Source organism: Enterobacter sp. RIT637 (assembly GCF_019718755.1).
GTDB lineage: Bacteria > Pseudomonadota > Gammaproteobacteria > Enterobacterales > Enterobacteriaceae > Enterobacter.
This window is the reverse complement of sequence record NZ_JAIHAZ010000002.1, coordinates 83,284-106,866: the sequence shown is the minus strand read 5'-3', so window position 1 is coordinate 106,866 and position 23,583 is coordinate 83,284. Positions and strand designations below refer to the sequence as shown.

The following is a 23,583-nucleotide window of genomic DNA, read 5'->3' as shown; positions in this document are numbered from 1 at the left end:
GATCACACAAACTAAATCGGTTTAGCAAAAAACGTTGCCGATCCAAATTTCACGGGTTTAGTATCAGCAACCTAAACCGGTTTAGCAATTTAGCACTTTTAATAAATTCTTTTAGGGATGCGACAAAATGTATAAAAAACGCAGACTTGCCGTGATGATAGGCATGCTGGCCGGCAGTACCTCTGTTTTTGCCCAAACGGATATGACAAGCATCGAAGCGCGCCTCGCCGCGATGGAGCAGCGCCTCCAGGCTGCGGAAACCCGCGCACAGGTTGCCGAGAAACGCGCCACGGCGGCGGAGCAAAAAACACAGCAGCTGGTGGCGGCGCAGCAGCAGGCGCAAACCACCACTCAGGAGGTGGCGCAACGAACGACGGTGCTGGAGAAAAAAGCCGACCAGAGCAGCGGGTTCGAGTTCCACGGTTACGCCCGTTCGGGCCTGCTGATGAACGACGCGGCCTCCAGCAGTAAAAGTGGTCCATACCTGACGCCAGCCGGGGAAACCGGTGGTGCGGTAGGGCGTCTGGGTAACGAAGCAGACACCTACGTTGAGCTGAACGTGGAGCACAAACAGACGCTGGACAGCGGGGCGACCACTCGCTTTAAGGCAATGCTTGCCGACGGCCAGAAGACCTATAACGACTGGTCCGCCGATACCAGCGATCTCAATATTCGTCAGGCCTTTGCCGAACTGGGCAATCTGCCGGATTTTGCCGGCGTGCTAAAGGGCAGCACCTTCTGGGCGGGTAAACGATTCGATCGCGATAACTTTGACATTCACTGGCTGGACTCCGACGTGGTGTTTCTCGCCGGAACCGGCGGCGGCGTGTATGACGTGAAGTGGAACGAGTCCCTGCGCAGCAACTTCTCGATTTATGGCCGTAACTTTGGCAGCGAAGAGGAGATCGACAATAACGTTCAGAACTACATCCTCAGCATGAACCACTTCGCCGGGCCGCTCCAGGTGATGGTCAGCGGCTTGCGGGCAAAGGATAATGACGACCGTAAAGACAGCAACGGCGATCTGATTAAAACCGATGCGGCGAACAACGGCGTGCACGCCCTGGTCGGCCTGCATAACGAGAGTTTCTACGGGCTGCGTGAAGGTTCCGCCAAAACGGCGCTGCTCTACGGCCACGGTCTGGGAGCCGAGGTCAAAAGCATCGGTTCGGATGGTGCGCTGCTGTCGGAGGCTGATACCTGGCGCTTTGCAAGTTACGGTGTCACGCCGCTCGGCGGCGGTTGGCATATCGCGCCTGCCGTGCTGGCGCAGAGCAGCAAGGACCGCTACGTGAAAGGCGACAGCTATGAGTGGGTCACCCTGAATACGCGCCTGATCAAAGAGGTCACGCAGAATTTCGCCCTCGCGTTCGAGGGCAGCTATCAGTACATGGACTTAAACCCGGAAGGCTACAAGGATCGCAACGCGGTCAACGGCAGCTTCTACAAGCTGACCTTCGCCCCGACGTTAAAAGCGGGCAAGATCGGCGATTTCTTCAGCCGTCCGGAGCTGCGCCTGTTTGCCACCTGGATGGACTGGAGCAGCAAACTGGATAATTACGCCAGCGATGATGCCTTTGGCAGCAGCGGCTTCAACGCTGGCGGGGAATGGAACTTTGGGGTTCAGATGGAAACCTGGTTTTAACCCATCACGCTCCCGCCTGGCGGGAGCGTTTCGCACATCATAAAAAAGAAGTCAGGCAGAGGTATCTATGGATTTTAATCAAATCGCCCGCGAGCTTATTCCGCTGCTCGGTGGCAAGGAAAACATCGCCAGCGCCGCCCACTGCGCAACGCGTCTTCGTCTGGTGCTGGTTGATGACGCGCTTGCCGATCAGCAGGCTATCGGCAAGGTCGACGGCGTGAAGGGCTGTTTCCGTAACGCCGGGCAGATGCAGGTGATTTTTGGCACGGGCGTGGTCAACAAGGTTTACGCGGTGTTTATTCAGGCGGCTGGGATCGGTGAGTCCAGCAAGTCGGAAGCGGCGAATATTGCGGCGCGCAAGCTCAACCCTTTCCAGCGCATCGCGCGTCTGCTCTCCAATATTTTTGTGCCGATTATCCCGGCGATTGTGGCCTCGGGTCTGCTGATGGGGCTGCTCGGGATGGTGAAAACCTACGGCTGGGTTAACGCGGACAACGCGCTCTACATCATGCTGGACATGTGCAGCTCGGCGGCGTTTATCATTCTGCCTATTCTGATTGGCTTCACCGCCGCACGCGAGTTTGGCGGCAACGCGTATCTGGGCGCGACGCTTGGCGGGATCCTGACGCACCCGGCGCTGACTAACGCCTGGGGCGTGGCGTCCGGCTTCCACACCATGAACTTCTTCGGGCTTGAGATTGCGATGATTGGCTATCAGGGCACGGTGTTCCCGGTGCTGCTGGCCGTCTGGTTTATGAGCATCGTGGAGAAAAATCTGCGCCGCGCGATCCCGGACGCGCTGGATCTGATTTTGACGCCTTTCCTGACCGTGGTGATCTCCGGCTTTATTGCGCTGTTAATTATCGGCCCGGCAGGGCGCGCGCTGGGCGACGGCATCTCCTTTATCCTGAGCACGCTCATTGAACACGCGGGCTGGCTGGCCGGGCTGCTGTTTGGCGGGCTTTATTCGGTGATTGTGATCACCGGTATTCATCACAGCTTCCACGCCATCGAGGCCGGGCTGCTGGGAAACCCGTCGATTGGCGTTAACTTCCTGCTGCCAATCTGGGCCATGGCGAACGTGGCGCAGGGCGGTGCCTGTCTGGCGGTGTGGTTCAAGACCAAAGATGCCAAAATCAAAGCCATTACCTTGCCCTCGGCGTTTTCTGCGATGCTGGGTATCACCGAAGCGGCCATTTTTGGTATCAACCTGCGCTTCGTGAAACCGTTTATCGCCGCGCTGATCGGCGGCGCGGTGGGCGGCGCCTGGGTGGTCTCAGTCCATGTCTATATGACCGCCGTTGGCCTGACCGCTATTCCGGGCATGGCCATCGTGCAGGCCAGCTCGCTGCTCAACTATATTATCGGCATGGTGATTGCGTTCGGCGTGGCGTTTACCGTCTCGCTGCTGCTGAAATATAAAACGGACTCTGAATAATGATCTTAGCTTCCCGCTGGCCTGCGATATTGCAGGCCGTCATGAAGGGCCAGCCGCGCGCGCTGGCCGACAGCCATTATCCCGCGTGGCACGCCGCGCCGGTTACGGGGCTGATGAACGATCCCAACGGGTTTATCGGGTTCGCCGGGCGCTACCACCTGTTTTATCAGTGGAACCCGCTGGATTGCGATCATCGCTACAAATGCTGGGGACACTGGAGTTCAGCGGATCTGGTGCACTGGCAGCATGAGCCGCTGGCGCTGATGCCGGATGAAGAATATGACCGCAACGGTTGCTACTCCGGCAGCGCGGTGGTCAACGACGGCGTGCTGACCCTGTGCTACACCGGCAACGTGAAATTTTACGACGGCAGCCGCACAGCCTGGCAGTGCCTGGCCGTCGAACAACTGGATGGAAGCTTTAAAAAACTGGGGCCGGTGCTGCCGCTGCCGGACGGTTATACCGGACACGTCCGCGACCCGAAGGTGTGGCAACACGACGGGGAGTGGTACATGGTGCTCGGGGCGCAGGATCTGCAACAGCGCGGCAAAGTGCTGCTGTTCACATCCAATGATTTACAGCGCTGGCAGCCTTGCGGCGAGATTGCCGGTCACGGCGTCAACGGCCTGTCTGACGCAGGCTATATGTGGGAATGCCCGGACCTGTTTGCTCTCGACGGGACGCACGTGTTGATCTGCTGTCCACAAGGGCTGGCGCGCGAGCCGCATCGCTACCTCAATACCTATCCGGCGACCTGGATGAGCGGGGCGTTTGACTATGCAAACGCCGCATTCGATCACGGCGAACTGCACGAGCTGGATGCGGGCTTTGAGTTCTACGCCCCGCAAACCACGCTGGCGGGAGACGGACGGCGTATTCTGATTGGCTGGATGGGCGTGCCGGACGGGGAAGAGATGCTCCAGCCGACGCAGGCCCACGGCTGGATCCACCAGATGACCTGCCCGCGTGAACTGCGATATCGCGACGGCAGGCTGTGGCAAACGCCCGTTCGTGAACTGGAAACGCTGCGCGAGACCGAATGTCAGTGGCAGGGTGCTGCCCGCGGTGCGCCCGTTCTGGATGCGACGAGTCTTGAGTTTGAGCTGGAAACGGCGTGTGTGAATGTGGATTTTGCCGGCGCGATGCGCCTTCGCTGGGATGAGAAGGGGCTGCGTCTTGAACGCGCCAGCCTGAAAAACGGCGAAACCTTGACCCGCTACTGGCTGGGCGACGTTAACCATTTACGCGTTCTCTGCGACCGCTCCAGCGTTGAGATTTTCATCAATCATGGCGAAGGGGTGATGAGCAGCCGCTATTTTCCTGCTCATCCGGCTCAGGTGCGCTTCGAAGGTGCGTCCGACATCACATTACGCTACTGGTCGCTGCGCGCCTGCATGATAGAATAGGGGTTTTGGCAGCCGGATCTAAGTCGTTGTGAGAAAAACAAAACGCGTCACAATTAAAGACATCGCGGAGCTGGCGGGGGTTTCAAAAGCCACCGCCAGCCTGGTACTGAACGGACGCAGCAAAGAGCTTCGTGTGGCGGAAGACACCCGCGATCGCGTTCTGGCCATTGCCAAAGAGCATCACTACCAGCCGAGCATTCACGCCCGTTCGCTGCGTGATAACCGCAGCCACACCATAGGTCTGGTGGTCCCGGAGATCACCAACTACGGGTTTGCCGTCTTTTCTCACGAGCTGGAAACACTGTGCCGCGAGGCGGGTGTACAGCTGCTGATTTCCTGTAGCGATGAGAATCCGGGGCAGGAGACCGTGGTGGTCAATAACATGGTGGCGCGCCAGGTGGACGGTCTGATTGTGGCCTCCAGCATGCTGAATGATGCGGACTACCAGAAACTGAGCGAACAGCTGCCCGTTGTCCTCTTTGACCGCCATATGAACGACAGCTCTCTGCCGCTGGTCATCACCGATTCGATTACTCCCACGGCGGAACTGGTGGCTGAGATCGCCCGCCAGCATCCCGATGAGATTTATTTCCTCGGCGGGCAACCACGGCTTTCCCCGACGCGGGACCGTCTGGAAGGTTTCAAGCAAGGTTTACGTGAGGCCAACGTCGAGCTACGTCCGGAGTGGATCATTCACGGCAACTATCACCCGAGCTCCGGCTACGAGATGTTCGCCGAGCTTTGCGCGCGCCTGGGCCGCCCGCCCAAAGCCCTCTTTACCGCCGCCTGCGGCCTGCTGGAAGGGGTATTGCGCTATATGGGCCAACATAACCTGTTGCAAAGTGATATCAGGTTAGCCAGTTTTGACGATCATTATTTGTATGATTCGCTGACGATACCGGTTGACACCATTCGCCAGGACAACCGCCAGCTTGCGTGGCACTGCTTTGATCTGATTGGTAAATTGATCGACGGTGAGACGCCGCAGCCTGTACAGCGGAAGCTGGACGCCACCCTGCAGCGGCGCTTTAAAGGGTAAGAGTAGCCCTGTCTCGTTAAGGGGATACTTCAATAACTTTAATTAATTTAAGTTTTGGAACAGCCGATAACCATAAGGAATAATTTTCCTTGAGGTATTGGTTTATGTCGTTGAAGAAGTCGTCCCTGATTGTCCTGTTCTCACTGCTTTTCTTCTTTGTTGTCAGCACTGCTACCAGCGTTGGCCTCATCATTAAAAGTAATAATTCCCTGGATAACGTGAACAAAGAGATCCAGGTTGTGCTCTCCATTATTGACCCTATCAACCATAGCCGTACGCTGCGCGTCAGGGTGATGGAGTATGTGAAGATGGTGGAAGCGGGCAATACTGCCGATGAGGCTGCCAAGCTTTCTGCGGTGAAAGAGGCGCTGACCAAAGCGGACCACGCCTTTGCGGCCTTTATGGCGTCGCCGCGTCTGGCGGATGAAGCCCCGCAGGTGAATGCCTATCAGGATGCCTGGCAAAACTACCGCAACCAGGGGCTGGCGCCGCTGATCGATGCCGCTGAGGCGCACGATGTCGCCAAATTTAACGCGCTGATCCCGGAAGTCTCCCGCCTCGACCGCCAGTACGAGATCGTTCTCGACCAGGTCCTTTCCATACATCAGAAATATGCCAAAAGCCTGAATGAAGATGCGAGCAGTAACTTCGTCTCTGGCCTGGCAATCATTGCCGCTATCGCCAGCCTGTTTGTGGTGGTGATTGTCGCCGTCAGCCTGCTGATGAAGCGCTTTGTTTTCGCGCCGGTTAACCTGGCCCGTGAACACTGCAGCCAGATTGCGGCGGGCAAGCTGGACGTTCCGGTGCCCGTGAAGGGCAGTGCCGGTAATGAAATCGATCGCCTGATGGGTTCGATGGAGCAGATGCGTCAGGCGCTGCTCGCCACTATCGCCCAGGTGCGCGACGCGAGCCATACCGTCACGCACGCGGCGCAAGAGATCGCCTCCGGGAATATCGACCTGGCTTCACGCACTGAACAACAGGCATCCGCACTGACCCAGACCGCAGCCAGCATGGAAGAGCTGAGCGCGACGGTGGCGAATAATACCGATAACGTATTCCAGGCCGGGAAGCTGGTGCAGGATGCGGTGAAAAATGCCCATACCGGCGAAGCGGTGACCCGCGAAGTGATTGAAACGATGAACACCATCGCGGCGAACTCGAAGCGCATCGAGGATATTACCAGCGTCATTAACAGCATTGCTTTCCAGACCAACATTCTGGCGCTCAACGCGGCGGTTGAAGCCGCACGCGCGGGCACGCAGGGCCGCGGCTTTGCGGTTGTTGCCAGCGAAGTGCGAACACTCGCGCAGAAAAGCGCGGTGGCGGCGAAGGACATTGAAAGTCTTATCGCCCAGTCTGTTTCCAGCGTGAAGAACGGTGCGCAGTTGGTTCACCGCTCGGGCGACGTTATTGATTCGATTATTGCTTCGGTGAATAAAGTGAATACGCTGATGGAACAGATTTCCGTTGCTTCGGAAGAGCAGAGCCGGGGGATTGGGCAGGTTGGCCAGGCCGTTACGGAGATGGACGGCGTGACCCAGCAGAATGCGGCGCTGGTGCAGCAGTCTGCCGCAGCGGCGGCCTCGCTGGAAGAGCAGGCGCAGCAGCTTTCACGGAGTATTTCGAGTTTTAGATTGCCGGTGCAGGCTTGATAGATGGGAGGAGGCTCCCTGGGGAGCCTTTTATCTACTTAGTGTGTGAAAATTTCTAAGTCGTTTCCCCATAAGGTCAGCTTGTAGACCTAATAGGACTGTTTTAATACCACTTATTATATTTTACATAAATAACAGAAATGGTAATCACCCAAACGATGCTGAGTAAAGCGGCATAATCCGGTATAAATCGTACAAAAAAATATATCCCAAGTACAATAAGTAACGCCGGCACCAGGTAAAAAAACGACTTCAAAAGCCATAAGATTGCTTGCTTCATTTCCTCAGTATCTCGTACAAAGCGTCACCTATCACTTGCGCGTTATTATCCCCGGAGTTTACCTGGTAGATGATTTCAGACATTTGCGGTTCGATTAAGAAATATAACATCTCAATATTTTCTTTATAAAGCGCCTGATAGTACTGAGGATCCTGAAATTTGAGTCGATTAGCCGCAGATGCCGCTACCTGAGCCTTTGAGTAAAGCGTTGCACCATTAACAAACCATGTCGAGAATGAGTTAACAAGCTTGATGTGATTTTGCTTGAAATCTCTGCTGTTGATGATCAGGTTCGCAAGAGTAAAGGAGAGGGCTAGCTTGTTGGCTTTAGCCGATGCATGCTCGGCAGCTTTACCCAACAAGTTGTGGATATTAGTAATCAGGTCTTTGCTCTTTTGTTCGCCCAGCCTATTAAGAGTTTTCCTAAAATAGATTTCAACCATGTCTAAAGTGACATCTTTTCGGTTGTAAATTTCACCTAAGGCCAGGACTAAGCGTTTGTCTTCACGCCAGGTATCACGACAAGCGTTACGATAATATTCGTCTGGCATTAAGCATGCACCGTAGCTAACCAGGCGCTGTGTTCCCTGTTTCACCTTTTCCAGGGTTGCCATATGATCTTCATGCATGTCTCGAAGCGAGTTTGTTAGTGCAATAGCTAACTGTTTATTCGACTGCATTTTAAGTTGCAAATAGTTTTGTGCCATTTTATATAACCTTGCAGTATCATTATCTTATTATCATTGATCATGATTGAGAAAGGGGCAACATCGAAAATGGGAAAGCGCAAGAGTGCTCTGATTTATGTCCTGACCGTAATTATATTTTTGCTTATTATCCCTGAGATCATTCTGCGTGTATGCACGTCCGAGCAACTCGGCCGTATCAGCGACTTCACCAGTTTAGGTGGCTTGTTAAATCCACTATTATCCTTGCTCATCTTCCTGGCACTGTTGTCAATCATACTGGCCGTCATTGCTATCGCATTGGCTAAGCGAATTCTTCGTACGAGATGATTTGCCTGAAAGCGACTCATAGCGCCCGCCAGCCATTACTGCTATGAGTCCAAAATCGTCAGCCCAAAAATTTTATATTCACCCCAGCAATATTTCCCGCCCTCATCCGTCTACCTCATCACAAGCCATAATCAGTTACTGTAAACGAGGTAAACACGATGAGAGATTTTGAACTGCACGGCAGAGGTCACGGACGCGGATTTGGTCGCCACCGTATGGGTAAGGGCTTAGTCATCGGCGCGGTGATTTTCATCGTGCTCGGCCTGCTGGTGATGTCCCTGTGGAACGCCTTACTTCCCGCCATCCTCGGCGTGAAAGCCATCGGCTTCTGGCAGGCGCTGGGCATTCTGCTGCTGAGCCGCATTCTGTTCGGCGGGTTGGGCTTCAGGCCCGGTATGTTCGGCGCACACCGCCGGATGCACGAACGCTGGATGAACATGACGCCCGAACAGCGTGAAGCCTTTATTCAGCAGCGCCGCGCTGGGTTTGGACGCCACGGCCATTGTGGCTGGCGCGACCACCGTGATGAGAAGCGCGATGACAATGCGGCGAAAACACCGGAAGCAGAGTGAACGATATGAAAGCCGGTGATGCAGGTGAATCGTTACTGGTCTCGGCGCTTAATGCCTGCCGCGCCCGCCTGAAGGCATTCATTCGCGGGCGAACGGCGGTTCGCGATGATGCCGACGATATCCTGCAGGAAGTGACGTATCAGCTGATGAAAGTGGAACAGCCGGTGGAGAATGTCGCCGCCTGGCTGTTTCGCGCAGCACGTAATGAGATGACCGATCGGGCGCGGAAAAAGCGCGAGGTTTCGCTCCCTGGCTACGTTACCGCTGACGACGATGAGGATTTCCCCGAAGAGGAGTTAGCTGAAACCTTATTCGGCGTGCCGCAAACGCCGGAGGAGGAGTATCTTAAATTGCTGCTGTGGGAAGAGCTGGAGCAAGCCCTGTCAGAGCTGCCGCCGTCACAGCGTGAGATATTCGAAAAAACGGAATTTCACGGCTACAGCATGAAAACGCTGGCGGATGAAACGGGCGACACGGTGCAGGCATTATTATCCCGCAAGCACAAGGCCGTGCGATTTCTGCGTAGTCGCCTGCAGGATATCTATGAAGCGTTGACAGGGGATTGAAGTTCGACCACTCTGAAAAACAATATGTTAGAGGGATCGTTATGCTTCAACTGCTTACAAACAAAAAAGTGCTGTTACTTGCTGCTCTGATGGTTTCAGGAGGGCTCAAAGCGCAAGAGACGCTGCCTGATGCCGTGAAGAACTTCAGTGAACAGCAGGATATCAAGATCCTCAAGAAGATTGACGCTCCGGGCGGTGCACCTGCCTGGCTGGGACAATACCAGGACATGGGCGTCACCCTTTTTTTAACCCCTGACGGAAAGCATGTGGTTTCGGGGTATCTGTACGATGAAAAGGGAAAAAATCTCAGCGAGGCCTATTTCCAGAAAGAGATCTACGCGCCGATGGGGCGTGAAATGTGGAAAAAGCTCAATGCAGCGCATCCGCTGAAAGAGGGGGCTGACGCTGCGCCGCGCAAAGTCTTCGTCTTTGCCGATCCGTTCTGCCCGTACTGCAAACAGTTCTGGGCCGAAGCGCAGCCGTGGGTGAAGGCTGGCAAGGTTCAGCTCAACACGCTGCTGGTTGCGTTTCTCAACCCCAACAGCGGGCGTAACGCCTCAGCTATTCTGAATGCGAAAGATCCGGTCACGGCCTGGAAAGAGTACGAGCTTTCCGGCGGGAAAAAATTGCCAAAACCAGAGGCTGCGGCGACGCGTGAAACCGTCGAGATACTGCAGAAGCACCAGGCATTAATGGACAGTCTCGGGGGGAATGCCACTCCGGCAATTTATTATCTGAATGAAGAAAACGAACTTCAGCAGGTGATGGGACTGCCAAACGAGAAACAGCTGGTAGAGATGTTCGGGCCAAAACCCTGATCAGCGCGGGCAGAAACGGCGTGTTCCTGCCCGCGTTTGCCCACTCAGCTGCCCCAGCGCCCGCGGAGATAGCTTACCGCGTCCTGCGTTTGCGGCTGGTTGAGATAGTCCTCACGGAACAGGATGGTGCCATTCACGTTGGGCAGTGAATCGTTCAAATCGAGCTGTTTTTTCAGCTCAGGCACGCCGCCGTTAACCGTCCAGTCAGGCTCATTTTTAGAGGGTGCCCCCACTTTGTAGAACGCGATGCCGATGTAAAGGCGGGTATGGGTCGGTTTCACCACGTCAGCCCACCATTTGGTCAGTACATCATAGCGCGCGGCGTCGCGGGCGAAGGGCCAGTAGATCTGCGGCGCGATATAATCCAGCAGTCCCTGTTGAACCCATTTGCGGGTGTCGGCGTAGGATTCATCATAAGCGGCAGCACCGCGCGTGTCGGAGCCTGCCGGGTCAAAGGAGCGGTTGCGCCAGACCCCCGCCGGACTCACACCAAACTCAACGTTGGGTTTTGCCTGTTTAATCGCACGGGAGACCTGCACGATCAATTCTTGCGTATTGTGACGTCGCCAGTCTGCTTTTGAGGCAAATCCTTCACCATATTGCCTGTATGTATAGGCATCATTCAGGGTCGACCCCGGCGTTTCTGTGTAGAAATAGTCGTCGAACTGCACGCCGTCTATCGCATATTGTCTCACTACCTCGGTCACCACTTGGGTTATCCAGTCACGCACCTCCGGAATGCCCGGATCGAGGACGAAACGATCGCCTGATGTACTGACCCATTCCGGGTGCTGTACGTAAACGCTGGAAGGGTGCAGTGACGATGTCCGGTTTAACGCGGCGATGGTCGAAGGCTTGGTGTTCGTGGATACGCGGTATGGGTTGAACCAGGCGTGGACTTTCATGCCGCGCTTGTGGGCCTCATCCAGCATAAACTGGAGCGGATCGTAGCCCGGATATTCTCCAATGTTCCCCGTCAGGGTATCCGACCAGGGAAGGATTTTGGATGACCACAGCGCCGTGCTGTCCGGCTTCACCTGGAAAAATATGGTGTTGATCCCGAGACTTTTCAGCTTATCGAGTTTGTTCGTCAGCGCCTGCTTCTGCATCGCGATGCGCTGGTCAGCGCTGCGGCCATTCACCGAGGCCAACGGCGGCCAGTCGAGACGAGAGACGGTCGCCAGCCAAATCCCGCGCATCGGCTCGTTTGCCTGCGGCGTCGGTTTGCTCGCGGTGGGGAGAGGGGTAACCAGTGATTTGGGTGGTTTGGAGGAGCAGCTTACAAGTAAAAGTGCGCAGGCAGCCAGCGCACCAATCCGTTTTACGTGTCGCGTCATTTGCGTATTAGCTCTTGATAATCCGACTGTTAGCCCAGGGATTAAAGGCGGGCGCCTCCTGCTCTGTGCTTACCTCATCGTTGAGGGAGTCCAGATACAGGGCTTCAACCTCCGCGCGCGCCCACGGGGTGCGGCGCAGAAATTTCAGGCTCGATTTAACGCTGGGATCTTTTCTGAAACAGTTAATTTTGATGCGGTCACCCAGCTCGCTCCAGCCATATTTCGCCACCAGGGCGTTGACCATCATCTCCAGCGTTACGCCATGCAAAGGATCGTTAGAAATGTGTGCAGTCATAGGCGTCCGGATGTCTCAATGTTGATGGGGGAAGGGTTAACGGTGAAAGGGTACAAGAAAGCAGGGGAAGCGGCAATTTTCCTTTACCCTCGCTCACCTTATGACGGACTCAGTGCGCTGATTTTCACCAACCTTTTTTCCCGCTTTGTTTTCAATCGTAAACGTAATCGATACCTCCTCCTGACCTACGGGCGTGGCCGTAAGTACTTTTACCATCGTTCCCGAATCTGCTGCGATCGTCATCGTCATCTTACCTTTTGCCAGCACCTTATCGCGTTGGGCGATACGCCACGACAGACGGCATTCGCTGCACGGTTTCCATGTGTCGTTGATGGCCCAGAGACGCACGGTCGCTGCCGTGCCGGATTTCCACTGCGGGGTGAGCGGTTCAATCGACGGCAGAACCGGCTGGTACGCACGTTTTAACGCGTAAAAACCGTCTTTAGGCTTACGCAGGTAGTCCACCACGCCCCAGTTGATGGAAGGCCAGGTCTCTACAAACATGAAGTGGAACAGGGCCGTTACTGGCTGGTAGCGCTGTCGGCGATAGCTCTCGGCCGCCGTGGCGACGAGCTGAGCCTGATACGCCTGGGTATTACGGATCATTTCCTGAATGTTGTTTCCGCGCGGGATATTGGCAAATTTAAACGTCTGAAAGGGCTGAAAGTTATGATATTTCCAGACGGTCCAGCCGGGATCGTCAGCTGCGGTGGTTTTTGGCCAGAGATGCGCTGCCGGGATGATGGTTTTTAGCGTGGACAAGCGGGGAAGCGCCTGCGCGCCAAACTCGGTGATGATCCCAGTTTTGGCCGGCGTCAGCAGGTCGCGTACGGTACCGAAATACCAGCCTGCCCAGTAGTGCTCTTCAACGGCGGAAAAGCGATGCACGATGCGGGAGGTATCTTCGGCAAGCGTGTCCGCCACCTGCTGCGTGAGTTCGCGGTTGAGGTTTTTGTTCCAGTCCGGGAAGCGTTTTTCCATCCACGGCGAATTCCAGGGCGGTTCGTTATGGCCGCCCCAGACGATGATGGCGGGTGAGTTGCCAAACTGTTCGATCATCTCCCGCGTCTGTCGAACCGCATTTTTGGTAAAGGCGTCGCGATTATCGTAGCCCCACTGCAGCGGGACATCCTGCCAGATCATCATGCCCATCTCATCGGCAACATCATAAAGCGCACGCCCCGCGACGTGTCCGTGCACGCGTATGGCGTTGGCGTTCATGGCTTCTACCAGACGAAGATCACGACGGTATTTTTCTCGCGTCATGGTGCTGAGCCAGGGGGAGCCGATGTAATTGCTGCCCTTAACAAAAAGGCGTCTGTCGTTAATGAGCCAGCCTTTATTGTCTGGCTGCTCAACGATCTTGCGCAGTCCGGTACGGGTGACCGCCGTATCCATTAACCCGTTTTCATCCCGCAATGAGACACGAACCGTATACAGGTGGGGTTTCCCGGTGCCGATCGGCCACCACAGTTTTGCCGCAGGCATGGGCAGCGTCACCTGCGCGGAATGGGCACCGCTTTCCAGGGTAACCGGAAAGTCTGCCTGGAAGCGTTTGCCGCTGAAATTTGCAGGGGTGGCGGTGAGCCGCACGGTAGACTGGCCATGACTGAGGGCACGATAGCGAATCTCAGCCTTCAATGCAGGGCTTTTCAGCCCCTGCGACCAGTCAGGCCGAAGAATGATTTCATCCAGGGTGGCTCCCCGGCTGAGATGCAGCCTGACCGGTCCCCAGATGCCGCCAGAGTTGGCGTCCTGTCCTTCTTGCGACCAGGCGCCTCCGGGACGCGTGTCATGCTGATTAAGAATCCCCTTCATGACCGTTTTATGCAGGGGCCAGGTCGTGTGTGGATCTTCGTAAGGGCTATCCACCCGGACAACTAACTGGTTGTGACGCTGTAACGCAGCACTGACATCCAGCGAAAAGCGCTGGAAATAGCCCTCATGCTTGCCCAGCGGCTGGCCGTTGAGCGTGACATCCGCCAGGTAATCGACGCCGTCAAACACCAGGGTGCTCATCACATCGGGCGGTTGAGCGGGTAGCGTAAATGCGTGCTTATACCATAATGCGCCCTGGTGATCGTACCCGGCGCTGTACCAGTTGGCAGGGACTTTCAGCCCGCGCCAGCCTGATGCGGGAGGATGCGTACTGTCATTGGCGTCCTGAATCTGCCATGTGCCCGCAAGCGACCAACTTACCGGTGCTGACGCCGCCACCATTGTGGGAAGAAACAGGGTAAAGAGCAGCGTGCAGTTACGAGTCATGAGTGACGTTTACCCCGCGCGCGTTGAGCCATGCCACCAGGCGCAGCGATTCCTTGTGAAGTTGTTCATTCAGCGCCGCAAGCTGTTGCCCCTCCAGCTTATGCGCTTCGCTCTCCAGCGCCTGCAGCGGTTGCGCGAGTGTCCTGAAGTCCAGCGTAATGGCTTCTCCGCGCAGCTTGTGGGCCGTGCGGCGCAGCGCTTCGCGATCGTTGCTGTCGATAGCCCGGGTGATGACTTTCATGGCTTCAGCCAGCCCTTCGCCAAACAGGGCCAGCAGTTCCTGTACTAGGTCAGGATCGTCAGCGCACTGCTTCAGCAGGCGTGCTTCATCCGGGAAGGTGGAGGGCACATCATGGTTCGGGAGCACGCGAGCAATCTCCTCTGCGAGATGTTCCTGACTGATGGGTTTGGCAATGTAGCCGTCGAATCCCATGTTAAGGCAGCGCTCTTTATCCCCCTGCATGGCGTGTGCGGTCATGGCGACGGTGGGCTGCGCCGGTCCGGGCCGGGAGCGTTCTTCCTCACGAAGCAGACGAATGGCGGTCTCGCCGTCCATTTCGGGCATCTGAAGGTCGATCAGCAAAACGTCCCATACGCCCGCGCGCCAGCGTTCAAGCAGCGTGACGCCGTTGTCGACGATCTGACAGGTGTGCCCGAGCCGCTCAAGCAGGCGCGCGGCGACCTTCTGATTAACCAGATTATCTTCCGCAAGCAGGATCCGTAGCCCCGCAGTATCCGGCGCGGCGGTGGGCGCGGGTGCGCTTTCACTCACTGTCTTCGGCGCACGTTCGAACGCCGCGGCAATCGCCTGATGCAATTCATTCTGGGCTATAGGTTTATGCAGGTAGTTCTGGATGCCGATCCGCTTCAGCATATTGATATCAAAATGTCGGCTCATGGAGCTCAGCATGATGATGTGGCTTTCAGAAACCTGCGGCAGCACCGAAAGCTCAAGGGCCAGAGATACGCCGTCCATATCCGGCATCTGCGCGTCCAGCAGGATCAGCAGCCAGGCCGGACCGGCTTTAACCCAGTTGATGGCCTCGCTGGCGTTGTTGACGCAGGTGGGGTTCAGCCCCATCTGGCTAAGCATGGCGGCCAGCAGCCGAAGGTTGGTCGCGTTATCATCAACCACCAGCACGCGTTCACCGTTAAAGCGATCGTTATGCGGGCGTTCCTCCGGCGTAAGCAACTGTGTCGCAAGCGACAGCGAAAACGAAAATTCGCTGCCTTTCCCCGGCTCGCTGGACACCGTTAACTCTCCGCCCATGGCCGCAACCAGTCGAGCAGAAATGGTTAACCCAAGCCCTGTTCCGCCATAGCGCCGGGTGGTTGAGTTATCCGCCTGGCTGAATGCTTCAAAAATGGCCTTTTGCTTGTCCGCCGGTATGCCAATGCCGCTGTCGCGCACCCGAAAGCGCCAGCGATTTGCGCTATCACCCGGCTCAACAATCAGGATGACTTCTCCCTGATGAGTAAATTTCAGCGCGTTACCCAGCAGATTGGTCAGGATCTGACGCAGTCGCGCGCCGTCGACCAGCAGCACGTCGGGCACGTCGGGTGCGATATCAACCAGAAGCTCAATGCCTTTTTCGCTCGCGCCCGGCATATGTGGGCGAATAAGCGACTGGATGAAGGGGCGGACAGGGACGGGCTCCGCTTCCAGCTCCACTTTGCCGGCTTCGATACGGGAAAAGTCGAGAATATCGTTAATGATATGCAGCAAAGACTGGGCAGAACTCATTACCAGCGTCAGATAATCGCGCTGATCGGCACTGAGAGACGTATCGAGGCACAGCTGGGTCATGCCAATAATGCCGTTCATGGGGGTGCGAATTTCATGACTCATATTCGCCAGAAACGCGCTTTTCGCCTCGTTGGCCTTCCTCGCGTCCAGGGCGGCATTGATGGCCAGTATTTCTGCTTCTTTGCGACGCGTAATATCCTGGAGCGTGCCAATGACGCGTTCGGCGTTTCCTTCGATGGAGAGTGTGACCACCTGGCCGGACAGCATCATCCAGCGCAATCCTTCGGTTGGATGATGAACGCGGATCTCGCATTCAAAGACCGGACGGTGATCCTGCTTCGAAGCGTGCAGCGCCTTGCGCAGCGCACCGCGATCCTCTTCGTGAACCTGATTGAGCAAAAAGCGCACCGGATATCGCCACTGCGTCCGCGACTGGCCCAGCATGGAAAGCAGGGTGTCATTAACCTGTAATACATCGCCGGAGACTTGCCAGTCCCAGATCCCAATATGAATGGATTCCGCCGTCAGCAAAAAATCGTCATGCAACTGGTGGCGCGCCCGCTGCGCTTCGTCCAGCTCCGTGATATCGCTGTGCAGGCTGACAATGCCGCCGTCCGCAAGCCGTTGATGCTGAACAAAAATACGGCGATTGCCGGCCTGCCTCACTTCACAGTGCTTATCCTGTCGACAGTTGCGGACGACCGACTCGCGCAGCGTCTGGCGAAGGCCGGGATCGACGTTGTAAACGGCGTCGATGAAGCGCTCCGCCAGCGCTTCAAGCGTTGCGCCCAACTTCAGCCACGGGGTGATGACCGGATAAAAAAGGGCCACGTTGTGATTCCAGGCCTGCAGGCGTTCATCGCTGTCATAAATCATGACGGCGGCTGGCAGTGCGTTAAGATCGTACGTGAATGCGCTCATCATGATCCTCCCTACGCGCGGTAGTGCAGTTCTGCCTGTCGGCGCAGATATTCCAGACCGGGTGCGATAGCCATCGCCCAGGCCGTCAGGATCTCATCGTCACACTGTGGATCGCGCTGGTTCACCGTGTCCAACATCGCTTCACGCCATAGCGCGAAAAATCGCGGGGGGAGATGCAGGCCGTCTTCGCTTTGCTCCCGCGCCAGACGCTCGAGAAAATCAGGCACGATTAATGCGCCGTCTACCGCAAGCATGGCGAAGAAACTCTTAAACAGGGTCTGCTGGCCCTCCCGATCCGGCAGGCGAGAAAAATGCGCCTCAGTTTCGGGTGACATATGGATGAAGGCGTCATAGAACGTCTGAAAAAACGCGGTTTTTTCATTATTGGGAAAGACGCGGTTCAGACTGGATTCAAACAGATCGCGGTAAAACTTCACGGCGTCCTCCTTACGGCATTTTCGTCCGGCAGACAAAGCCCCTGGGGCGTAAATTCATCTGCCAGACGGCGTGAAAAGTAGCTCTCTTTCTTCGACCGGCGAATGTCAAAGAGGGGCCCGGCGTTATGCTTAAAGAAAAGGGCTTCCAGAACCGTGGCATTCGTGGAAAGGGTCAGGGAGGCGTTAGTATCGCCCGTGGCTTCAAGGCGGCCTTCATACCAGCCTCTTTGCGGATCGTTAAGGTATTCGGTGACCGACATCAGCGCGTCGGTGTAGGGCGTGTCCCACAAGGCCCACAGCGCAAAGACCGCTTTTGTTGAAACCTGCGCGAAGCGGGTGTAATCCCGGCCATCATCGCCAACAGAGTTCCAGGCATACCCATTTCCCCAGACGGTATCCTGAATATGCCATGGGGCCTGAGGGAGTGAAAAATCCGCTCTGGCCGTCAGGATCTTCTCTGTCTCCCAGCGTGTTTTCTGGCTCAGCCAGACGTTTTCGGCCTGCTTACGCAGACGCTTTTGCAGATCGGCCGCAACGCCTTCCGGCTCCCAGCCAAATTCCAGGCCCGGCAGCATGTAGGGAAGGGTGGTTATCAGGGAGGGCTGCCACGTGGTACGCGGATCGCGCGCATCCACGGCCAGACGCCGCTGGGCGATAATGACGTGGTGCGCCGGGGGGGAAAACCCTTTATCCGGGGAAAATCCCCACAGATGGAACGCCGTCGCGGCATATTCGCTCTCGCCCAGACGCAACTCTTCCCGGACCACCGGCTGACCATTTTGCAGGGAAGACGACCACAGTCCCCCCTCACTATCAATGACCGGGCAGAAGTTCCAGCGCAGAATGATTTTATCAAGGTACTCGCTGTACTGCGGCTCCCGCTCAGCGGTGAGGCGCAGGGCGAGCATCAGACGAGCCATGTCGCGTGCAGACCAGCCATTTTTAGCGGGCTTGCCGCTAAAGTCGATCGGCGCCGCCGTCTGGCTGGAATAAAGCCGCCCTGGCGTCCGGGCCTCGGTCAGCATCAGGCGGTTGAGTGTCCCCATCAGCCGCGTCAGGCGGGCATCATATTCGGCGTCCTGAATGAGCCCCAGCTCTTTTGCCGCCAGCAGGGCGATAAGCGTATCGCCCATTTGCCAGGGCGTAACGCGGGGCTGTTTGTCGCTCCCGTTGACCAGGCCCGTTTGCGGCTGGGTATTATTGACGAAATAGCGCCAGGCGATCGCCGCCCATTTCTGTTCTTCCGGCGTCAGGGCAGCGATACGCGCGCTGGAGTGCCAGCCGCCGGCGATCAGCCAGCGCCAGCCAGCTCCCTGATGGCCAAACAGAGCAAATATGACCACGCCTGCGAGGAGTAAGCCCGCGAGCCCTCTGGCTATGGTTTTAAGCATTGCGCAGTCACCGGAGGCAGTTTAATCGGCTCGTCCGCGCTGCATGAGGCGCACTGACAGGCCTGGCAGGCGGGTTTGGTGCGCTGCGTGACGCCGGTCCGCTCGCACCAGCTTTTTACGGCCAGCGTGCTGGTCAGGAACGGACGGCTACGAAGCGCGTTGTTCTCTTCAAACTGATCGAGCAGTTTTTGATCCCACAGAGACGGGGCAAAATCCTTGCTCTTCGGGTTGTCGGTGTTGAAGGCCAGCAGTTTCCCCTCTTTTTTGAACAACAGGGCTTCCAGCATGATGCCGTTATTGTTCGCGGTGAACTCTTTGATCGGCCCGTCCCCGTTTTCATAAAGCCCTTCGTAGTAGCCTTTTCCCTCTTCGTTGGCATTCTCAATGGTGTTCAGCAGGCGGTCGGTATAAGGCGAGTTCCACAGGACCCACATCCCCAGCGCCGCCTTCAGTGAAATTGCGGCAGCGTTAGGGACGAACTGGCCCTTGTCAGTGATGGTGTTCCAGTTGTATCCGTCGCTGAAGACGGTGTCATAGACGAAGTAAGGGGCTTTATCGAGCTGGTGTTCAGAGCGCGCGGTGAGGACGCCGGTGATGGTATAGCGGTTCTCCTGAGCCTGATAAACGCGATCGGCAAAGTTTTTCATCCACGTAAGGGAGTAGTCGCGCGGGGCATTATCGCGATCGGTCGGCTTATCGAAGCCGAACTCCAGCCCGTAAAGCAGGTAGGATTCCGTCACGACGTAGTTATGTTGAGACGTATTGCGCGGGTCGCGTGAATCATACGGAACCAGCACGCAGTAGATCTCTGCCAGCTCATACGGCTGCGGACGACTGGCTTTACAGGTATTAAATCCCCACAGCTGGTAGCCCGCCGCGCCGTACTCTTCGTAGCCCAGTCGGCCTTCCTGAACATACTTCGGTTGACCGTTTTCGAGATAGGCGCCATACAGCGTGCCGCAGGGGTCGACCGCATGGCTGAAATCCCAGCCGAGCACCACGTTATCAATGCTGTTGCCGTATTCCGGATAACGCTCTTTGATGATTTTCAGCCAGACCAACATCCGCCCGATATCCAGTGCCGAGAAGCCGATTTCACCGGGCTTGTTGGTATAGTCCACCTTCTGGCCGCTGATGGTGTTATAGGCTTTGTTGGGCAACTCATTACGGAACAGCACAAGGGTGTTTAGCGTGGCAAGGAATTTCAGCATCCGGCGGTCGAACTCGGCTTTATCTATGATCCCCAGCTCACGCGCTGCCGTCATGGCGGCCAGATAGGAGGCGCTGTCCCACATGGTGGTGGACGGATATTTGTTAACCGCATTCACCAGGCCCGTCGTGGGCTGGTAGTTCGCGACGAAATACTGCCAGGCATTTTTCGCAATGGTCATCTCTCGGGCCGTCAGCTCGCCGCTGCGCGGGGAGTAACCCGATGCAGGCAGCTCGGTTTGCGCACGCACGGTCGATAGCGCCAGCCAGCAGATCGTTATTCCCGTGAGCAGGTGGAAAAGGATCGGGGATCTTGGCTTCATGGCGTTGCTCCTGCAGGAGTGGATGAATGGGGGGCCGTGGAGAAGCAGGCCAGACAAAGCATCTGGCCATGCGCGATATACGACAGACTTTCCAGCACAATGGCGTTGGTGTCGCCATCAACGACCGCATTGACGGTGTTATTGAGATTCAGCCCTCTTTGCCAGCCCTTACCCGGCACCTGAAGCGGCAGAACCTGCTGGCGCAGCGCTTCACTCCAGCCGTTGCGGAACAAGGCATACCAGGCAAACGCGGTGCGGGTGGAGGCGATCGCCACCTTCTCCGGTATCTCTTCGCGCAGGGCACGCGCCTGAACCGGCTGCCTGTTGGGCAGATCGTTAACGTAATCCGGCGCCGGTTCGGCGTAATCGGTGCTGACAGGCGGCTTTGGCGCGCGCAGGCTGTGGCGCCGCTGCTGAATCTGCATAATCCGCCACGCAATTTCAGCGCTTTGCGCGTCAAAGCCAAGCTCAAGGCCGGTTAACAAATAGGGGAGACTGATTAGGGAGATCTGCTTGCCCCAGGGCGTGCGCAGCCCTTCATCGGGAACCATGATCCCATCCAGGTCGATCATCTTTTGCCCTTCAGGCGGATTGGTAACCGCCAGCCCCGCCGCACTGTCAATCAAGCGCAGCGTATGGCTGGCATAGAGCCGGTAGCCAAAGCTGTCTCGCTGCTCGTCGGCAGCCAGCGTCCAGTGATGGAGCGGTACCGCCGCCTGGCTTTGGGTGTTGTTTTCCATTAGCGCGCCGGTGCGCCAGGTGCTAAACAGATCGCGGATTGCGGCTGCGTGCTGAGGATAGCGCCACAGAATGCTCTGAAGCGCCGTCAGCAGGCGACTCAGCCCAATTGCGGAGGCGTCTGGTTTCCCCAGAATTTTAAGGGTGTCCGCATGGTAATACGCAGCAGGGAGGCCTTGTTCATTGAGCGGCAGCTGCCCCAGCGTAAACAGGGCCGTGCTGATCCTCTCGTCAAACTCATCCGTGGAAATGATATTGAGCTGCTCTGCGGCAGCGGTCGCAAACAGATAGCTCCCTACGCTCCAGAGGCTCAGCCATGGCTCTCCATCGCTGGCATTCGCCAGGCCATTTGGCTGGGTATTGTTCACATAGTATTGCCAGGCCACCCGTGCCCAGATTGCCTCTTCATAGGTCAGCTCGCGTTTCGCAGGCAGCGGAGGGAAATCTTTACTGAGCGCGATGCCGCCGCTGCTTTCCACGCGCGAAGGCATTTGTTTCTCAACCCATACCACAATGGCAAAGCCGAGCAGGAACCCCAGCAGAATAGTGATATAGCTGCGCGCGGAAAGCAGGGCATCACGTATTTTCATTGGGTGACCTCATCGTCTTCGGCGGGCGTCCACATAGCTGCGAATATCAGCGGCAACATGGCGGCGATGTTCACCCCTCCCCAGAAAATATTGATGACGTAGCCAGAAGGATCGTCAACCTGGCCGCGAACAACCTGAATCCCACCCCAGATAAGCCCTGCGAGAGTCAGCAGCACAATGGCAATCTGCGGCTTCACCAGATAGAGAAAACGGCCAGTCTGCCTCTCTTTTGGCGTAACGTGAAATTTGATCTGTTCGCCCCGAAGCACGGTATTGAGCGCGCGCAAATTCATGGAAAAGAAAGAGAGGTAGGACGCCCTGCCGTCCCAGGCCGAAATCCCCCATGTCCCGAACATAAAGGCCAGTTCGGAGAAAATAAAAAAGGGGAGAAAATGGAGATAGAACGGCGTCGACCAGGCCGATACAGGCGGAATGCCGGTGAACAAATAAATAATGGGTGAAATCAAAAACACCGTGTTCCATACGCAGGCCATATAGGACCAGAAGGTCGTGGCATACATCAGCGTCTGAGGGAGTGAAAGCCTGAAGCGACGACGGCTAAAGATGTTGTCATGGAACAAAATATCCAGCGAACCTGCGGCGTATTTAAAGCGCTGGATCATCCACGTTAGCATATCCTGCGGAGAGAGCATCTTCGACTCAACGCGCGGGTGCATGACCGAACGCCAGCGTCTTGCGGCGTCACCGTGCAGCAGCACCGAGGTGTAAATATCTTCGGAGACATGGAATTTGTAGGGCGTTAACTCAGTGTCAAATGCCACGTGCGGGCGCATAGCCTCCTGTAGCGCGCTCCGCGTTTCGTCATCGCGGATGTCGCGGGTATGGCGATGGATCTCCTCTTCGACGGACCAGACGTAGCTTCTCAGCGCGGCCTGCATGACCGCCTCGCGACGGTGGATGGACGCCGCGCCGCAGCAGAACGCCGCGTTGGCCCAGTTGCGGCGCCGCAGGATGACGTCATAGAACATGCGCGGATCGTTAAAAAACGGGTCGCGGCCAACCGTGACCGGCCCCACGAATTTTTGTATCAGCCAGCCCAGGCCATAGCCCACTTTTCCCGCTTTCCGCTGGCCCCAGCGTGACAGGCTTTCGCCTTCCGGGAGATCGAAGAACCATTGAGGCGTTTGCACCCAGGCCACATCAGGGTCGCGGAAATAGCCCAGCGTATGGCTGAGAAGGGTGGGAAATACCCGGGTATCGGCGTCGCAGATGACAATAAAATCGCCGTCAGTTTGCTCAAGACCATTACGCAGATTACCGGCCTTAAAGCCGATGTTGGTCTGTCGACTGATGTAATTGACGCCTTCCTCATCGCAAACGGCTTTCATCTCCGGGCGGCGGCCGTCATCGAGGACGTGGATCCGGTAGTCAATCGGGTATGGGTAATCCATGTTCAGGGCATCGCGAATGGACAGCCTGACCAGTTCGGTGTCTTCGGAGTAGGTGGCAATGAACAGATCCACCTTAACGGGACGGGGCTCTACGGCCTCCTCCGGTGACAGGCAGTCGTTAATTTCGCTCGGGGGCGGATTCTGGAGGGGATCCTGTTCTTTCCACAAATTGATGGTAAACAGCACGGTACCGATCCAGGCCAGGGTTTCGGCGAGTACCAGCGGTATGGCGTACCATAACGCGTCCGTGTTCAGGGAGGCGGTCCAGCGCCAGTAAATATAATTTGCGCCCAGAATAAGCGCCGCGACCGCTAACACCTGCCAGGTCATCATTACCCAGCGCGGCGTTTTCAACGGTTCCGGAGGTCGACGATGTTCAAATCGGGAAAAATAAAAATCCATAGTTCCGGCGTTCCTGATTCCGTGAAAATGCAGACCCTTTCTGCTGCGCAGGCAGTTGCCCAAAAGCGAAAGAAAATAGCG

Annotated in this window: 18 protein-coding genes; 8 read left to right on the top strand and 10 right to left on the bottom strand. The window is 56.5% G+C overall.

Annotated elements, in window-relative coordinates:
• Positions 1–127 precede the first annotated feature (127 nt).
• The 5 genes from K5E19_RS04095 (at position 128) to K5E19_RS04075 (ending at position 7,183) form a co-directional block, all read left to right on the top strand.
• The gene (locus K5E19_RS04095; RefSeq protein ID WP_221550110.1) at positions 128–1,645 is read left to right on the top strand and encodes a carbohydrate porin; all 1,518 of its coding nucleotides are present in this window, start codon (positions 128–130) and stop codon (positions 1,643–1,645) included.
• A 67-nt stretch (positions 1,646–1,712) separates the two neighbouring features.
• Positions 1,713–3,083, top strand: a complete 1,371-nt coding sequence (locus tag K5E19_RS04090; protein ID WP_221550109.1) for a sucrose-specific PTS transporter subunit IIBC — start codon at positions 1,713–1,715, stop codon at positions 3,081–3,083.
• A complete protein-coding gene (locus K5E19_RS04085; protein WP_221550108.1) occupies positions 3,083–4,489 on the top strand; it encodes a sucrose-6-phosphate hydrolase in 1,407 nt (468 codons plus the stop codon). Before K5E19_RS04090 ends, K5E19_RS04085 begins: the two co-directional genes overlap by 1 nt.
• A 28-nt stretch (positions 4,490–4,517) precedes the next feature.
• Positions 4,518–5,528 carry a LacI family DNA-binding transcriptional regulator gene (locus K5E19_RS04080; RefSeq protein ID WP_221550107.1) on the top strand — a complete coding sequence of 337 codons (1,011 nt, stop codon included), beginning with the start codon at positions 4,518–4,520 and terminating at the stop codon, positions 5,526–5,528.
• A gap of 104 nt (positions 5,529–5,632) precedes the next feature.
• Positions 5,633–7,183, top strand: coding sequence for a methyl-accepting chemotaxis protein (locus tag K5E19_RS04075; protein ID WP_221550106.1), 1,551 nt, complete (start codon positions 5,633–5,635; stop codon positions 7,181–7,183).
• 276 nt (positions 7,184–7,459) lie between these two features.
• On the opposite strand, the gene K5E19_RS04070 is transcribed toward K5E19_RS04075, so the two are convergent.
• A complete protein-coding gene (locus tag K5E19_RS04070; protein ID WP_221550105.1) occupies positions 7,460–8,170 on the bottom strand; it encodes a hypothetical protein in 711 nt (236 codons plus the stop codon).
• Positions 8,171–8,637: 467 nt separating this feature from the next.
• Here K5E19_RS04070 and K5E19_RS04065 point away from each other — a divergent pair, with 467 nt between their 5' ends.
• Genes K5E19_RS04065 through dsbG form a run of 3 tightly spaced genes read left to right on the top strand, consistent with a single transcriptional unit; the run spans position 8,638 to position 10,435 of the window.
• A complete protein-coding gene (locus tag K5E19_RS04065; RefSeq protein ID WP_221550104.1) occupies positions 8,638–9,051 on the top strand; it encodes a hypothetical protein in 414 nt (137 codons plus the stop codon).
• Positions 9,052–9,056: 5 nt separating this feature from the next.
• Positions 9,057–9,617, top strand: a complete 561-nt coding sequence (locus tag K5E19_RS04060) for an RNA polymerase sigma factor (RefSeq protein WP_221550495.1) — start codon at positions 9,057–9,059, stop codon at positions 9,615–9,617.
• Positions 9,618–9,658: 41 nt separating this feature from the next.
• Entirely contained in the window at positions 9,659–10,435 is a 777-nt protein-coding gene (gene dsbG, locus K5E19_RS04055) for a thiol:disulfide interchange protein DsbG (RefSeq protein WP_221550103.1), read from the top strand.
• A 44-nt stretch (positions 10,436–10,479) separates the two neighbouring features.
• On the opposite strand, the gene K5E19_RS04050 is transcribed toward dsbG, so the two are convergent.
• The 9 genes from K5E19_RS04050 to K5E19_RS04010 form a co-directional block, all read right to left on the bottom strand.
• The gene (locus tag K5E19_RS04050; RefSeq protein WP_221550102.1) at positions 10,480–11,772 is read right to left on the bottom strand and encodes a glycoside hydrolase family 10 protein; all 1,293 of its coding nucleotides are present in this window, start codon (positions 11,770–11,772) and stop codon (positions 10,480–10,482) included.
• 7 nt (positions 11,773–11,779) lie between these two features.
• Positions 11,780–12,067 carry a VF530 family DNA-binding protein gene (locus K5E19_RS04045; protein WP_221550101.1) on the bottom strand — a complete coding sequence of 96 codons (288 nt, stop codon included), beginning with the start codon at positions 12,065–12,067 and terminating at the stop codon, positions 11,780–11,782.
• Positions 12,068–12,160: 93 nt separating this feature from the next.
• Positions 12,161–14,332, bottom strand: a complete 2,172-nt coding sequence (locus K5E19_RS04040; RefSeq protein ID WP_221550100.1) for a glycoside hydrolase family 2 protein — start codon at positions 14,330–14,332, stop codon at positions 12,161–12,163.
• Entirely contained in the window at positions 14,322–17,003 is a 2,682-nt protein-coding gene (locus tag K5E19_RS04035) for a response regulator (protein WP_221550099.1), read from the bottom strand. Before K5E19_RS04035 ends, K5E19_RS04040 begins: the two co-directional genes overlap by 11 nt.
• Positions 17,004–17,011: 8 nt before the next feature.
• Positions 17,012–17,437, bottom strand: coding sequence for a globin (locus tag K5E19_RS04030; protein WP_221550098.1), 426 nt, complete (start codon positions 17,435–17,437; stop codon positions 17,012–17,014).
• Positions 17,434–18,828: a DUF3131 domain-containing protein gene (locus K5E19_RS04025; protein ID WP_221550097.1), complete on the bottom strand. Its 1,395-nt coding sequence runs from the start codon at positions 18,826–18,828 to the stop codon at positions 17,434–17,436. Before K5E19_RS04025 ends, K5E19_RS04030 begins: the two co-directional genes overlap by 4 nt.
• Positions 18,813–20,360: a DUF3131 domain-containing protein gene (locus K5E19_RS04020; protein WP_221550096.1), complete on the bottom strand. Its 1,548-nt coding sequence runs from the start codon at positions 20,358–20,360 to the stop codon at positions 18,813–18,815. Before K5E19_RS04020 ends, K5E19_RS04025 begins: the two co-directional genes overlap by 16 nt.
• Positions 20,357–21,688, bottom strand: a complete 1,332-nt coding sequence (locus K5E19_RS04015; RefSeq protein WP_221550095.1) for a DUF3131 domain-containing protein — start codon at positions 21,686–21,688, stop codon at positions 20,357–20,359. The genes K5E19_RS04020 and K5E19_RS04015 overlap by 4 nt, the downstream gene beginning before the upstream one ends.
• Entirely contained in the window at positions 21,685–23,502 is a 1,818-nt protein-coding gene (locus K5E19_RS04010) for a glycosyltransferase (RefSeq protein ID WP_221550094.1), read from the bottom strand. Before K5E19_RS04010 ends, K5E19_RS04015 begins: the two co-directional genes overlap by 4 nt.
• Positions 23,503–23,583: the final 81 nt, after the last annotated feature.